Source organism: Flavobacterium sp. PL11 (assembly GCF_035985025.1).
Classification (GTDB): domain Bacteria; phylum Bacteroidota; class Bacteroidia; order Flavobacteriales; family Flavobacteriaceae; genus Flavobacterium.
The window spans coordinates 12,300-28,594 of record NZ_JAXCIA010000006.1; the positions used below are offsets into that span (position 1 = coordinate 12,300).

Genomic DNA, 16,295 nt, shown 5'->3' on the forward strand with positions numbered 1-16,295 from the left:
CAATTAAGCCTCTTTTTTAGTTTTTATAATTTATTCCTCATTTTCAGGTGATTCTGGATACTCAGGTAATTCGTAATTAGTTTCTCGATCTTTTCGATCACTATTATTTTTCCTTTTCATTAATTCGCCTACTTGATTAGAGGCGCTAAATGATGCAATCATATTATTTAGCATATCACTTCCAGCTTGCGGAGAGTTAGGTAATAAAATCAAGTTAGAATTAGCGTCTGCTCCAATGGCTTGTAAAGTATCATAATGTTGTGTAACCACAATCAATGCTGATGCTTCTTGTGAATTAATTCCAACTCTATTTAATACATCAACACTTTCTACTAAACCTTTCGCAATTTCGCGTCTCTGGTTTGCAATACCTTGTCCCTGTAATCTTTTACTTTCAGCTTCCGCTTCCGCTTTAGCTACAATTCTAATTCTTGATGCCTCAGCTTCAAATTCAGCTACGGTCTTTTCCCTATCCGCAGCATTAATTCTATTCATAGCGTTTTTTACTTGGATATCAGGATCAATATCAGTTACTAATGTATTAATGATGGTATAACCATAAGTGGTCATCGCTTCATTTAATTCTCTTTTTACAGCAATAGCAATATCATCTTTTCTTTCAAAAACATCATCTAATTTCAATTTAGGAACTTCCGCACGTACTACATCAAACACATAAGAAGTAATTTGATCGTGTGGATATTCTAATTTATAAAATGCATCATAAACCGTTTCTCTTATAACCATAAATTGTACAGAGACCTTTAGTTTAACAAAAACGTTATCCTTTGTTTTTGTTTCAATAATAACATCTAATTGTTGGATTTTAAGATTTACTCTACCAGCAATTCGATCAATAAGCGGAATTTTAAGGTGTAAACCTGATTGTCTGATACTTAAAAATTTTCCAAATCGCTCAATCACAACCGCTGTTTGTTGTTTCACGGTAAAAAATGCAGAGAGTAAAATAAAAAATCCAAGTACTAATAGGATTGTTAATGTAATGTTCATATCGCTCGTATTTAAATTTGAATTAGTTGACAATTTACAAAAAAAGTTAAGCTTAGTTTCGAATAGTTTAAAATTTTATGATAAAGATATCATTTGTGTATATGATCTGTAATTCAATTTTTTATAATACTAATAGAAACGGTTTGCTAAAAATAAGTTTTGTTATTAACTTTTTTATAAAAAAAAGTCCCGACATAATCAGGACTTTAATATTATAACATATCGATGGCTTTTCGAATTCTTAAAATTGTTTCTTCTTGTCCTATAACTTCAACGATATCAAATAGGTGAGGACCTTTTAAAGCTCCTACTAAACACAATCGAAATGGTTGCATTATTTTTCCTATTCCTATTTCATTTTTCACCATCCAATCCTTTACAATAGTTTCAATATTGACAGAAGTAAAATCGGTGATTTCCTCTAAAACATTAATTAATTCTTGCATCAATTTTGGCGTTTCTGTTTTCCAGTTTTTAATTGCCTTTTCATCATAAGTGGTAGGAGCAATAAAGAAGAAATTACACATTTCCCAAAATTCTGATACAAAATGTGCTCGCTCTTTTATTAAAGAAACAATCTTTATTATTTTTTCTTCGGATATGGCTATACCTTTTTCAGCTAAAATAGGAGTGAAGGCTTTCGCCAAATCTGAATCTTGCTGTTTAATTAAATACTGATGGTTAAACCATTTATTTTTTTCAGGATCAAATTTTGCGCCCGCTTTATGTACTCGAGTTAAATCAAAAGATGCTACCAATTCTTCTAATGAAAATAACTCTTTTTCAGTTCCATCATTCCAACCTAATAATGCTAAAAAATTAATAACCGCTTCTGGAAAGAATCCTTTTTCTCTATAGCCTGATGATGATCCATCCGCGGTTTTCCAATCTAAAGGGAATACAGGAAAACCCATTTTATCCCCGTCACGTTTAGATAATTTACCGTTTCCAACAGGTTTCATAATTAATGGTAAGTGTGCAAATTGTGGTGCTTCCCACTGAAAAGCTTTATATAATAACACATGTAACGGCATCGATGGTAACCACTCTTCACCACGTATTACATGAGAGGTTTCCATCAAATGATCATCAACTATATTAGCTAAATGATAAGTTGGCATTCCATCACTTTTAAATAATACTTTATCATCTAAGAGGTTTGTATCAAATTTCACTTCTCCACGGATAATATCATAAAGATGTAAAATTTCATCCACAGGAGTTTTAAAGCGGATTACGTAATGTTCCCCATTTGCTATTCGGCGATTTGTTTCATCAATAGAAATAACTAATGAAGTATCTAGTTTTTCTCTATTATGATGATTATAAATAAATGTTTTACCTTGATTCTCCTCATCTTTTCTTGCAGCATCTAATGCTTCAGCGGTATCAAAAGCATAATATGCATTTCCAGAGTTGATTAGTGCAATAGCATATTTTTGATACAAGTCTCTACGTTCGCTTTGACGGTAAGGTCCAAATTTTTCATTTTTACCTATAGTTTCATCAGGAGTTATTCCTAACCATTCTAGCGCTTCCATAATATATTGTTCCGCACCAGCAACAAATCGATTTTGATCCGTATCTTCGATTCTTAGGAAAAATACTCCATTATTTTTTTTTGCAAATAAATAATTAAAAAGAGCGGTTCGAACACCGCCAATATGTAACGGACCAGTTGGACTTGGTGCAAAGCGCACCCTAACTTGTTTAGACATTGATTTATTTTTTTGTAAAGATACAATTCTAATAAGATTATTTATAATCGAAAAAGCGAAGAGATGGCGAAGAGTTTTTACGATGATAGTCAGCCGAATTATGCTTTCTTTTATATTTTGTCTCTTGTTTATTAAAGTAGCAAAGTGTCATTTAACTGCTAATTTTTTTCTCATTTTAAATTACTACTTTTATTGGTTATAAAAAGTAAAGTATTTATGGTGGAGCAACAACATCTCATATATCAAAAATTAGAAGAATTTATAAGAAAGTTTTATAGAAATGAATTGATACGTGGCAGTATTATATTTATTGGTATTGGCTTATTATACTTTTTATTTACGTTATTTATTGAGTATTTTCTGTGGTTAAGTTCCATGGGACGATCAATATTATTTTGGACTTTCATGCTTGTAGAAACCTTTTTATTTTTTCGTTTCATATTATTTCCAATATTAAAATTATCTAAACTTCAAAAAGGAATTGATTACAATGAAGCGTCATCAATTATTGGTAAACATTTTATTGAAATTAATGACAAACTTATAAACTTTTTGCAACTTGCTAATTCTTATAATCAAAATACTAATTCAGAATTACTTCTTGCTTCAATCGATCAAAAAGCTGATGTACTTCAGCCGATACCTTTTGCTAATGCTATCGATTTTAAACAGAACAAGAAGTATTTTCCGTTAGTGATAATACCTCTCATTTTATTCGCCATATTTTATTTTTCTGGAAATGGTAATTTAATTTCTCAAAGTCTTAATAGAGTAGTGCACTATAATTCTGTCTTTATTCCGCCAGCTCCGTTTAATTTTGTTTTATTAAATTCAAAGTTGGAAACACAAGAAGGAAATGATTTTGCGATTAAAGTTAAAACGGTTGGCAAAGTCGTTCCTGAAAATGTTTTAGTTCATATAGGAAAGGAAAGTTATTATATGGAATCTATAAAGGCAGGAGAATTTGAGTTCAAGATTTCTAAACCAGTTCAGAACATTAATTTTCGCTTTGAAGCGAATGACATTTTATCCCAAGATTATCAGCTAAAAGTTTTAGCAGTTCCATCCATTGTAAATTTCGAAATGGAACTTACTTTTCCTTCTTATTTAAATAAGATTTCTGAAGTTATTAAGGGAAGTGGAAACGCAATAATTCCAGAAGGAACGCGCGTCAACTGGAAGATATTGACACAAAATACTGATAAAGTAAATTGGAATGATGATAAATCTACAACATCCTTTTTAAAAGCAGATAAAATGTTTTTTTTATCGAAAGTAATTGTACAAAATATAGATTATCAAATTATTACGTCAAATGCTACTATTTATAGTTATGATAAATTAAATTATAAGTTGAATATTGTTAAAGATCAATATCCCACTATAAATGTTAGTGTTGCTCCTGATAGTTTAAAGGCTGGAAAAAATGTCGTTTTAGGACAAATAGCAGATGATTATGGTTTGACAAAACTTCAAGTAGTGTATTATCAAAAAGGAAAGGAGCAACGTGCAAAACGGGGAACAATTGCAATTAAGAATGTTACTTTTGATCAATTTATCTTTAATTTTCCAAGTAACCTTATTGTAGATATCGGAGCAGAATATGAATATTACTTTGAAATATTTGATAACGATGCGATGCATAATTTTAAGAGTGCTAAATCGTCTATTTTTTATAGTCGTTTAATTACCGATCAAGAAAAAGAAGATAAGATACTAGAGCAGCAAAATGAAAATATTAATGGCTTACAAAATTCCTTGAGAAATCAGGACAAGCAGTTTAATGAGATAGAAAAATTACAACGCTTAGGTAAAGAGAAAGAGTCTTTAGATTTTAAAGATCAGCAAAAAATAAATGACTTTGTCAATCGGCAAAAAAGGCAAGATGAGATGATAAAAGACTTTGCCAAAAAGATGAATGACAATTTAGATAAATTTAAAACTGTCTCAAAAGATGAGGATAAAAAAGATCTTCAGGATAGAATGGAAAAGGTGGAGCAAGAATTAGAAAAGAATAAAAGTCTGTTAGATGAGTTAAAAGATTTAAATAACAAATTAAAGAACGAGGATTTACTAGATAAGTTAGGTCAATTTAAGCAAAAAAGTAAAAATCAAACTAAGAACTTAGAGCAGTTAGTGGAACTCACTAAAAAGTTTTATGTTGAAAAAAAGGCTAAACAAATTGCTGACAAATTAGAGAATCTTAGTAAAAAGCAAGAAGAGCTATCTAATGAAGTAAAGGATAACACCTTGAAAAAGCAACAAGATATTAATAATGATTTCGACAAAATCAAGGAAAGTTTAAGTGATTTGAAGAAAGAAAATAGTGATTTAAAATCACCGATTGACATTCCCGATGATGCAGCTAAAGTGAAAAGTATAAATCAAGAATTAAATAGGGCTATTGATGAATTGAATAAAGATGCGAAAGAAAAAGCGAAAACAAATCAAAAAGATGCTGCTAAGAAAATGAAAGAAATGGGTCAAAAGATGGCTGAGAATATGGAAGGTTCTGAAATGGAACAGTTACAAGAAGATGTTGCAATGCTTCGCCAAGTATTAGATAACCTATTAGCTTTTTCTATATCGCAGGAAGATTTAATGAAGCAATTCAGGAAATTTAAATCTGGTTCTCCCGCTTTTAATAAAAACATCAAAATGCAGCAGGATCTCAAATCGCAGTTTAAACACGTTGATGACAGTTTGTTTGCAATGTCCTTACGCAACCCAAAGATAGCTGAAGATATTACTAAAGAGATTGGAAATGTAATTTATAATGTGGACAAATCACTAAGCAGTTTTACTGATGCCCAAGTATCAAAAGGAGTATCGCATCAGCAATATACAGTAGCAGCTGCAAATAAGCTAGCTGATTTTTTAAGTGATATTTTATCTAATATGCAAATGCAAATGTCTGGAATGACTGCTGGAAAACCTAAACCTGGGCAAGGGGAGGAAATGCAGTTGCCTGACATTATTAAGAGGCAAGGAGAAGTAGCCGACAAAATAAAAAAAGGATTAGAAAAAGGCATTAAACCTGGGGAAGGCGAAAAAAATAAAGAAGGTAAGTCAGGTCAAAATGGAGAGGATGGCAAAGATGGTGAAGGTGGAGAGGGCGATGCGGGAGCTATTATGAAGATTTACAGAGAGCAAAGAGAATTGCGAGAAGCTTTACAAATTGAACTTAATAAAACCGGTCTTGGTGGAAATGGTCAAAACACTTTAGAAAAGATGAAGCAGCTAGAAAGGGAGTTACTTAATAAAGGTTTTAAAAACGAAGCTTTACAAAGAATATTAAAGATTAAGCAAGATTTATTGAAGTTAAATACAGCTATACAAAAACAAGGAGAGGATAATAAGCGCCAAGCTGAAATTAGTAAAAAGGATTTCAATAATCAATCTAATGCTTTGTCTCCCGCACTAATAGATTATTTAAACAGTATTGAGATATTAAACAGACAATCATTACCTTTGCGCTCGAATTTTAATCAAAAGGTTCAAGAATATTTCAATAAAAAATGATCAATTTTAATTACGAAACTGAATTTAGCTTAGACAACGAAGAGCAGTACGCATTATGGTTGTCGAAAGTTATTATTTCTGAGAACAAAAAAGAAGGCGATATAAGCTATATTTTTTGCAATGATGAATACCTTCATCAATTAAATTTAGAATACTTAGACCACGACACCTTAACTGATGTTATCAGTTTTGATTATACTATGGGCAATGAAATCAGCGGTGATTGTTTTATATCTATTGAGCGAGTGAAGGATAATGCAATTGATTTTAATGTTCCTTTTGCGGAGGAATTAAAACGAGTAATGGCACACGGAATACTACACTACTGTGGTTATAAAGACAAAGGGGAACCAGAAGAGGAGATAATGCGCAGTAAAGAAGACGAGAAAATAACTTTGTTCCACGTGGAACGTGATTTGTAAAATTCTCTAATATTTAGATGTTTCACGTGGAACAATCTTGAAATTATTAACGTACGCCGCATATTGTTTCACGTGGAACAACTTATAATATTTCAAAATCACCAATCGTAACTTTCATTACGGTTAAATTAAATAAATAGATGTTTTTAGAAGAATATGATGTAATAGTCGTTGGTGCTGGACACGCTGGCTCTGAAGCCGCAGCAGCAGCAGCGAATTTAGGCTCCAAAACTTTATTGGTCACAATGAGTTTGCAGAACATAGCCCAAATGTCTTGTAATCCCGCCATGGGAGGAATTGCAAAAGGCCAAATTGTTCGTGAAATTGATGCACTTGGGGGTTACTCAGGAATTGTATCAGATAGAACTGCAATCCAGTTTAAAATGTTGAATAAGTCTAAGGGGCCTGCAATGTGGTCTCCAAGAGTACAAAGTGATCGGATGCGTTTTGCAGAAGAGTGGAGAATGATGTTAGAGGCAACGCCTAATCTTGATTTTTATCAAGAAATGGTAAAAGGTTTAATCATTGAAAATGGTAAAGTCAAGGGAATCCGAACCTCTCTTGGTTTGGAAATTCATTCTAAATCGGTGGTGTTAACAAATGGCACATTTTTAAATGGACTGATTCATATCGGTGAAAAGCAATTCGGGGGAGGAAGAGCTGGAGAAACTGCATCGCATGGAATCACTGAAGATTTAATTGCAGTCGGATTTGAAGCAGGCAGAATGAAAACAGGAACTCCGCCTAGAGTTGATGGACGGTCTTTGGATTATTCTAAAATGAATGAAGAAAAGGGTGATGCAAAGCCCGATAAATTTTCTTATTCTGATGTGACTTCTCCATTAATACATCAAAGATCTTGTCACATGACCTATACTTCTCAAACTGTGCATGATGTTTTGAGAGAGGGTTTTGATCGTTCGCCAATGTTTAACGGTAGGATTAAAAGTTTAGGTCCAAGATATTGTCCGTCTATTGAAGATAAAATTAATAGGTTTGCAGATAAAGAAAGACATCAGTTATTTATAGAACCCGAAGGTTGGAAAACTTGCGAGGTTTATGTAAATGGGTTTTCTACTTCCTTACCTGAAGATATTCAATTTAAGGCATTGCGGACTGTAGTAGGTTTTGAGAATGTAAAATTCTTTCGTCCAGGTTACGCAATTGAATATGATTATTTTCCACCAACTCAGTTAAAACATACCTTAGAAACTAAGTTAATTGAAGGATTGTATTTTGCTGGTCAGATTAATGGAACTACAGGATATGAAGAAGCAGCATCTCAAGGTTTAATGGCTGGAATTAATGCACATTTAAAAATCAATGAAAAAGGACCCTTAATTTTAAAAAGAGACGAGGCTTATATTGGTGTTTTAATTGATGATTTAATTACAAAGGGAACTGAAGAGCCTTATAGAATGTTTACTTCTCGTGCAGAGTATAGAACCTTGTTACGTCAAGACAATGCAGATTTTAGGTTGACACCAATGTCACATGAAATAGGTTTAGCATCAGAAAAGCGTTTGCGAAGAATGGAATATAAACTTAATGAATCTGAAAAAATGGTGTCATTTTTTAGAGAAACAAGTGTTTCTGTGGTGGAGGCTAATCCAGTTTTAGCAGCAAAAGAAACGGCGTTAATTACACAAGGGGATAAAATGTTTAAAGTTTTCTCTAGACCTCAAATTGATATTGATGATATGTTGAAGTTTGATAAGGTAAGAGATTATATTAATGATAATGATTTGGATCAAGAAATAATAGAGCAAGCCGAAATACAAGTTAAATATTCTGGCTATATTGAAAAAGAAAGAAACAACGCTGATAAATTGCTTCGATTAGAAGATGTGAAAATCCCAGATAACTTTGATTATGAAAAAGTAAAATCAATGTCGATTGAAGCAAAGCAAAAACTTAATAAGATTAGACCCGTTACAATTTCGCAAGCGTCGAGAATTAGTGGCGTTTCTCCAAGCGATGTTTCGGTATTACTGATTTATATGGGAAGATAAATAAGGTGCAATGTTTAGTGTTCAGCACTAATCAGGTATTAGGAGTTAATGCTTAGGATTCAGTGTACAATGTTTAATATTCATTGTTAAGGTTTAGATTTTTTTTAAAAATTAAATTTACGCGATGATAAATGTTTGTGAATTTAATTATAAGTTATTTAAAATATAAATCCGCGTTCAAAGATCAATTTGTTCCACGTGAAACTACTTTGGTAAGCCTTGCTACCAAACAGAAGTATGAAAATAATGAATACTAATTTACATGAGTGAAGTAGTCTTTCTAAGGTTTAGTTAGAAATTTACATATAATAGAATTAATGATTAATGGATATTAGAAATAAAGAACTTTTTTTAACAGTCAAAGACTATTCTGTTTCGCAAGAAATATTTGAATTGTATTATGACAAAGAGCTGGATATGCTAATTACATTTCCTCAACCTAGTTTAAAAGACCTAGGAAAATATTATGAGAGTAATAATTACATTTCACACACAGATAGTAAACGAACTCTGTTTGAAAAAATGTATCAGTTTGTTAAAAGTGTTGCACTGAAAAGGAAATTAAAATTAATAAATTCATTACATTCTAATAAAGGTTCTATTTTAGACATTGGAGCTGGCACAGGAGATTTTTTATTAGAAGCTAAAAATAATGGATGGCAAACAATAGGAGTAGAGCCAAGTGAAAAAGCAAAAGCTATCGCTATTAAAAAAGGCATCTCCTTTGTAAGTGAAACTAAAGAATTAGAAGACCACTTCTTTGACGTAATTTCGATGTGGCACGTTTTAGAACATGTACCAAATCTAGAAGAACAAATCAAAGAATTAAAACGTTTACTAAAACCCAATGGTACACTCATCATTGCTGTTCCGAATTTTAAATCGTTTGATGCGATGCACTATAAAAAATTTTGGGCCGCTTATGATGTACCAATACATTTTTGGCATTTTTCTAAGAGCGCTATAAAAAAATTATTTAGTAATGAAAAGCTAGAATTGATAGATGTTCTTGCTATGAAATTTGATTCGTTTTATGTGAGCTTACTTTCAGAAAAATATAAAACAGGTAATATGAATTTTATAAAAGCATTTTACATAGGTTTAAAGTCAAATTACAAGGCAAGGCAGAATTTTGAATATTCATCACATATTTATATATTAAAAAACAAGTAAATTCATTTTAAAGCGTATTTAAGAAGCTATTTAAGCTGAAACACTCTTATGTATTCAATATTTCGAAAACATTCTTTAAATGCTAAACATGAAGGTTGTTTTTAATAGTAATAAATTATAGAAATTATATTTATGATAATTATCTCTGATATCATAAATAAATAGCAAATTTTGAAAGTTTTGTCAATCCTATATAATTTTTTATATTTTTGTCATTAATACCAAAAAATAAATAATTCATTAAATTGAAACTAACGATTAACAAAAAGAAATAACAAAAATCATGATTAAAAAAGCATTAGCAATTATCGCATTAGCAATTACAGTAGTTGCATGTAACAAGCCTGTAGAAGCAGTTAAGGAAGTGAAAACAGCATACGTAGATACTTCTGAATTGATGAAACAATATACAGAAGCAAAAGATTTAGAAGCAAAATACAAAACAAAAGCAGAAGAAAAAGGTCGTCAATTAGAAGCTGAAATAAATAGATTTAAGCAGGAAGCGGCTGGCTTTCAAGCACAAGCACAAGCAAATGGGCAAGAATGGGCACAGAAAAAAGGTGCTGAATTACAAAAAAGAGAGCAACAATTAGGTTACGCACAACAAGCTTTACAGCAAGAGTTGCAACAAGAGAGTGGTAAAGAAATGGATTCATTAGTAAGTAATGTAAAGAAGTTTATCAAATCGTATGGTAAGGAAAAAGGATATTCCTATATCTACGGTACGGGTGATGCTGCCTCTATCCTGTATGCCGAAGATAAATTTGATATTACTAAAGAAATGATTAAGTCATTAAACGATCAATATAAATCAGCGGAGAAAAAAGAAGAGATTAAAAAATAAGCGTACCTATTAACTCGTTAAAAACCTTCATTTATCTTAGAATGAAGGTTTTTTTTTGATACTATTTTTTTTAATTTTAGTATTAAACTTAACTCTAAAGATTATTTATCTTATCAATTATAACAGTTTTAGTAGTTTAACTTTTTAAATGGTATAAAAGTATTTTTAAACTGTTACAGGCATCTTTAAAGTAGCATTTAAGAATAGCAATTAGAATACAATTAATTGATTAAAAATTAAAATAGTATCCTTAATTTTCAATATATTAGCTATACATATTAACGTCAAATGCAAACAATTTCAGAAGCTGCCGCTTATACATTAAAATTTATAAATCAAACAGATCGTTCAGTTTTCCTTACTGGAAAAGCAGGAACAGGAAAAACTACGCTTTTACGCGAAATAATTGCAACAACACATAAAAACACTGTAGTGGTTGCACCTACAGGAATTGCTGCCTTAAACGCGGGCGGAGTTACAATTCACTCTATGTTTCAATTGCCATTTGGAGGTTTTATACCTGATAATTCTTCACCACAATTTTCAGATCACACAAAATTTGAAACTAAGGCCACTTTGCGAAGACATTTTAGAATGAGTGGATTAAAAAAATCGGTGATTAGAAACATGGAACTACTGATTATTGATGAGGTCAGTATGCTTCGTTCTGATTTATTAGATGCAATGGATTTCATGATGCAGTCCGTTCGAAAAAGGAATGTGGCTTTTGGTGGCGTTCAAGTTTTATATATTGGTGATCTATTACAACTTCCACCAGTAATTCGGGATGAAGAATGGCGCACACTTAAATCACATTATAAAGGAAAATTCTTTTTCCATTCGCATGTTGTACAGCAAAACCCGCCATTGTATATTGAATTATCAAAAATTTTCCGCCAGAGCGATGATACATTTATCTCGGTTTTAAATAATTTACGCAACAACCAAATTTCGTTGCAAGACATACAAACGCTTAACCAATATGTTAAACCCGACTTTGATTTAAAAGCAAACAGAGGTTACATCACGTTAACGACTCACAACAACAAAGCCGATTCAATGAACGCGCAGGCTTTAGAAAATCTAAATGAAAAATTGGTCGTTTACAATCCAGATATTGTTGGCGATTTTCCAGATAAAATTTTTCCAGTAGAGCAAGAATTGAAGTTAAAAGTTGGCGCTCAAGTCATGTTTGTAAAGAATGATCTTTCTTTTGACAAGAATTATTTCAATGGAAAAATGGGAATTATCAAGTCCCTTTCTTCTCAAGAAATCTTGGTTCATTTTCCTGATGAAAATAAAACAATTGAGGTTGTCAAATACGAGTGGAAAAACATTAGGTACAAAGTTGATGAAACGACCAAGGAAATTGAAGAAGAGGTTTTAGGAACATTTGTTCATTATCCTTTAAAATTAGCATGGGCTATTACCGTACATAAAAGCCAAGGTTTGACTTTTGATAAAGCAGCGCTTGATGTTTCGCAAGTTTTCCTTCCGGGCCAAGCATACGTAGCATTATCGCGTTTGCGCTCTTTAGAAGGGCTTATTTTGCTTTCCCCTTTGCAAATGAATGGTATTTCTAACGATCAGGATGTGATGGATTATTCGCTTAATAAAGCCTCAGATGATTTATTAAAAAATGCATTACATTTTGAAACCAAAAATTTTATTCATAACTATTTGACTAATAGTTTTAACTGGAGCAATTTAGCGCAAGAATGGCGCAATCATAAATTCAGTTATAATGACAATAGTGAAACTTCAATTAAGTCTAAACAAGCGGTTTGGGCAGCAAAGCAAACGGAGAGTATGGAACAACTTTTGGATCCCTCCAGAAAATTTATTTCGCAATTAAATAAATTTTTTAGCCAGGAAACAGTCGACTTAAATCATGTTTCGGAGCGTATTCAAGCGGCTTATAGTTATTTTATCAAACCGCTGGACGATTTGGTTTTTGAAATATTGTGGAAAATTGAGGAAGTACAACGCAGTAAAAAAGCAAAGGCTTACTATGAGGAGTTAATTGTTTTAGAAAATTGGCAAACCAAAGCTGTTTTGCAATTAATGAAAGCTAAATTATTGATAGAAACCGTAGTTGCTGGAGAAACAATTTCAAAAGAAAAATTAACTTCTGATGAGATTAAGCAATACATCAGCAATAAAACAACTGCTATTCAGGAACAGTTTAAAAAATTAAATGTTACTTTAATTGATGATGATAAAGATATAGAACGCTACACATCAAAAAAATCCAAAACTAAAGTTCCTAAAAAATCTACCATTCAAGAAACTTACGATTTATGGGTTGACAAGAACTCCATTGCTGATATTGCGACAATTAGAGTGCTCACAAAGCAGACTATTTATGGACATTTTGTGCAACTAATACAAACCAAAGCGGTCTCAATTTCAGAAGTTTTAAATGCGGATAAAATCCAAACGCTGGCCGAAGCATTTGATGGTTATAAGGAAGAATCGCTAAACGCACTGATGGAAAAAAATAGTGAAAAATTCACGTGGAACGAAGCGAGAATGTACAAGGCGAGTTTGAATTAAGATTTTAAATACTAGGAGCAGAACTTTCTAGTATTTCATTCACTTTTTGTCCCGCTTTCCGCTATATCTTTTACAAATTCTCCAGCTTTTTTAAGGCTGGAAGCTTTGTAAAAGGATGCCGCTTCAATCGAGGCTACTGTAGGCTGATTTTTTTCATTATTTCTATTTTAAATATAGAAGTTAAAATGGAGATCATAGGTACTAAATTTAATAAAGTGTTTTTAAAGTGATAATGAAAATTTGAGAGATCCTATTCGCGTTCCTATATAAAAGTATTGATTAGTAGTTAACAACTATTATTTCACTTAAACACATTAATTGTTTCTTGAGTCACTTTTAGAATTATGTATTTCAATCTTTTCAAATCTAATTTTTACCCATTTATTAATTTGTAGCTGTAAATTTTTTAGTCTAATTAATTGGTAAATAAAGTATTATATGTTTTTGCAGTAATTTAAAAGCGCAACATATAGAAACCCGTTAGTAAAATTAAAATTTTAAATCTCTGATGTATTGTTATACTGCAATACCTATATAATTTAAAAAAAAGCTAATTTTTTAGTAATTCATCGATCCTATTCAATTAATCTCATAATGATTTTTATAAAAAGGCAGTTAAGAGCCTTTTTACTCTTCGCACAGTAAATGTTTGCTTTTTCGTAAATCAATCAACAATCCGTCTAAAACCGATTAAATAAACCCATTAGAATCCAAACTATAATAAATTATAAGACAGGAAGCGGCCTTTTATTTTTCGCATAAAGTGAAAGCTCAAAGTAAATCTTAAAAAAAATCCGCAAAGAGCGAAGAGCTTTTTGCGGATTATCTTAACCAAAATTTTATCTAAATTTTACAATGATTCAATCAAAATCCACGCATCAGGATTGTGCTTAATATTGATTTCTTTTCTCGCCTTCTCAGCTTCTGCAAATGTTGCATAACTACCGTATAAAACAGGATAATAGCCATTTTTATTTGGAGCAATACGCTTTGCATCATAGCCTAAACGGTTTAAATTGCGCAATGTTTTGTTTGCATTTTTTTCTTCTCTATAAACACCAGCCATAATATGATACGACATTTTTACTTCCTTATCTGATTTTATTGAAAGCGTTACAGCAGGAATAGGACTTTCTATGAAAAAAGTAGCTTGTTGAATTTTATTTTGAACTTGTTTTTGTACCGCTGTTTCAACTAAAATCTTTTCAGAAGCTATTTGGTTTTGATAGAGTGTATATCCAACACTACCACTAACACCTAAAGCTAAAATAAAAATTGCTGCATATTTCAAATATGGATTTGCAGTTTTCTTAGAATCAGCAACCATTGTAATAGTTGCATTTTCTTCAATGATTTCAATCTCCTTTTCAAAAATCTCTCTTTTTAGCATTGGAGAAATAAACGGCGTCAAGCCAAAAGAGCTTGTTAAGTAATTTATTTGATCATACGGACTGAAAACAATATTTTTATCTGCATTTAAACGAATTTCTCCAATATTTTTAAAAGATAATATCTCATTTTCATCCAATGCTTTTTTCATATTGAAAACTTCATATTGAATAGCGCTTAGTGCATATTCATAAGAAGTTTTTTCAGCTAATGCAATATGATTGGCAAGTAAACCATCGTTGTTTTTAAGATTAGAATTAAAAGCTAACCTTTTTGTAGGAGGAGAAAATGAATTTAAACTTTCATTCAATCGAGCCGACTGAATCTCAGTCAAAAATGCTCCGAAACCAGGAACAGTTACACATTGATAACGGTATAAAAGCTGCGCGATATATTGTTCGATTTTCATACTTACAAAGTTAAACAAGCAAAATAGTTATCAAAATTTTATTCACAATTTTTATTAACAATTCGCATAAAAATGTATACATTTCACACTCAAATTATTAGCATGAACGAACAGGATTTATTTTATTTATTGGCTTTGCAAAGAATTGATGGTGTGGGCGACATTATGGCCAAAAAACTATTGACTCATTTAGGAAGTGCAGAGGCTGTTTTTAAAGCTAAGGCATCACAACTAGCTGGAATTGATGGAGTAGGTTCTGTACTGCTGAAAAATTTAAAAGATAAATCAGTTTTTGAAAAGGCGAATCTAGAATTGGAATTCATAAAAGGGAACAACATCAATATAGCTCATTTTCAAGATGAAAATTATCCAGAACGATTAAAACACTGTATCGATGGACCGCTTTTATTATTTACTTCAGGAAATATAAATCTAAAAAACAGAAGAATTATCAGCATTGTAGGAACGCGCCAAATCACGTCCTACGGAACCGAGTTTTGCCGCAAGCTAATCGAAGATCTCGCACCGCTAGACCCAATAATAGTAAGTGGTTTTGCTTACGGTGTTGATATTGTTGCGCATCAACTAGCCATGGAACACAATCTTCAAACGATAGGCGTATTAGCACACGGATTAAACCAAATATACCCGAAAACCCATAAAAAATATGTAGCCAAAGTCGAGCAGAACGGTGGTTTTATGACCGAGTTTTGGAGTTCTGCAAATCCCGACAAAGAAAATTTTGTAAAAAGGAATCGTATTGTAGCGGGAATGAGCGAAGCAACAATAGTTATTGAATCAGCTGATCGTGGTGGCTCGTTGATTACAGCAAATATGGCAAATGATTACAATCGTGATGTTTTTGCGGTTCCCGGTCGAGTAACCGATAAGTATAGCCAAGGATGTAACAACCTCATAAAAACCCAGAAAGCAAATGTCCTCAGTAGTGCTGCGGATTTAGTGTATATTTTAAATTGGGATATTCAAAAGGATTCTAAACCTGTTCAAAAACAACTCTTTGTTAACCTTGATGAGGACGAACAAAAAGTGTATGATTATCTCCTTATAACAGGAAAAGAACTGATGGACATTATTGCCTTGCGCTGTGATTTTCCTATTTATAAAATCTCAGGGATGTTGCTCAACATGGAATTAAAAGGCGTTATTAGGCCTTTACCAGGTAAATTATTTGAGGCGATATAATAGCCCATAATGTACTGCATTATAAGTGTTGTAGTA

General features: G+C 31.9%; 10 protein-coding genes. 7 read left to right on the top strand and 3 right to left on the bottom strand.

The annotated features are described in order from the left end of the window. Nucleotides 1–30: 30 nt before the first annotated feature. Nucleotides 31–1,011, bottom strand: a complete 981-nt coding sequence (locus RCH18_RS04600) for an SPFH domain-containing protein (RefSeq protein ID WP_326935580.1) — start codon at nt 1,009–1,011, stop codon at nt 31–33. A gap of 212 nt (nt 1,012–1,223) precedes the next feature. Next, complete coding sequence (gltX, locus tag RCH18_RS04605) at nt 1,224–2,729, bottom strand: glutamate--tRNA ligase (protein WP_326935581.1); 1,506 nt, start codon at nt 2,727–2,729, stop codon at nt 1,224–1,226. Between the two features lie 216 nt (nt 2,730–2,945). On the opposite strand from gltX, the gene RCH18_RS04610 reads away from it, so the two are divergent. From RCH18_RS04610 to RCH18_RS04635, 6 genes are all read left to right on the top strand, one after another. After that, entirely contained in the window at nt 2,946–6,251 is a 3,306-nt protein-coding gene (locus RCH18_RS04610; protein WP_326935582.1) for a hypothetical protein, read from the top strand. After that, nucleotides 6,248–6,673: an rRNA maturation RNase YbeY gene (gene ybeY / locus RCH18_RS04615; RefSeq protein ID WP_326935583.1), complete on the top strand. Its 426-nt coding sequence runs from the start codon at nt 6,248–6,250 to the stop codon at nt 6,671–6,673. Before RCH18_RS04610 ends, ybeY begins: the two co-directional genes overlap by 4 nt. Nucleotides 6,674–6,813: 140 nt before the next feature. Continuing rightward, on the top strand, nt 6,814–8,685 hold the full coding sequence (gene mnmG, locus RCH18_RS04620) for a tRNA uridine-5-carboxymethylaminomethyl(34) synthesis enzyme MnmG (RefSeq protein WP_326935584.1): 1,872 nt from the start codon (nt 6,814–6,816) through the stop codon (nt 8,683–8,685). Nucleotides 8,686–9,009: 324 nt separating this feature from the next. Further along, nucleotides 9,010–9,858, top strand: a complete 849-nt coding sequence (locus RCH18_RS04625; protein WP_326935585.1) for a class I SAM-dependent methyltransferase — start codon at nt 9,010–9,012, stop codon at nt 9,856–9,858. Nucleotides 9,859–10,144: 286 nt separating this feature from the next. Then, nucleotides 10,145–10,702 carry an OmpH family outer membrane protein gene (locus RCH18_RS04630; protein WP_326935708.1) on the top strand — a complete coding sequence of 186 codons (558 nt, stop codon included), beginning with the start codon at nt 10,145–10,147 and terminating at the stop codon, nt 10,700–10,702. A 288-nt stretch (nt 10,703–10,990) separates the two neighbouring features. Then, on the top strand, nt 10,991–13,258 hold the full coding sequence (locus RCH18_RS04635; protein ID WP_326935586.1) for a helix-turn-helix domain-containing protein: 2,268 nt from the start codon (nt 10,991–10,993) through the stop codon (nt 13,256–13,258). Between the two features lie 850 nt (nt 13,259–14,108). Here the strand turns inward: RCH18_RS04635 and RCH18_RS04640 are convergent. Further along, complete coding sequence (locus RCH18_RS04640) at nt 14,109–15,056, bottom strand: SPOR domain-containing protein (RefSeq protein ID WP_326935587.1); 948 nt, start codon at nt 15,054–15,056, stop codon at nt 14,109–14,111. 102 nt (nt 15,057–15,158) lie between these two features. Here RCH18_RS04640 and dprA point away from each other — a divergent pair, with 102 nt between their 5' ends. Next, complete coding sequence (gene dprA / locus RCH18_RS04645; RefSeq protein WP_326935709.1) at nt 15,159–16,259, top strand: DNA-processing protein DprA; 1,101 nt, start codon at nt 15,159–15,161, stop codon at nt 16,257–16,259. The last annotated feature ends 36 nt before the right edge of the window (nt 16,260–16,295 follow it).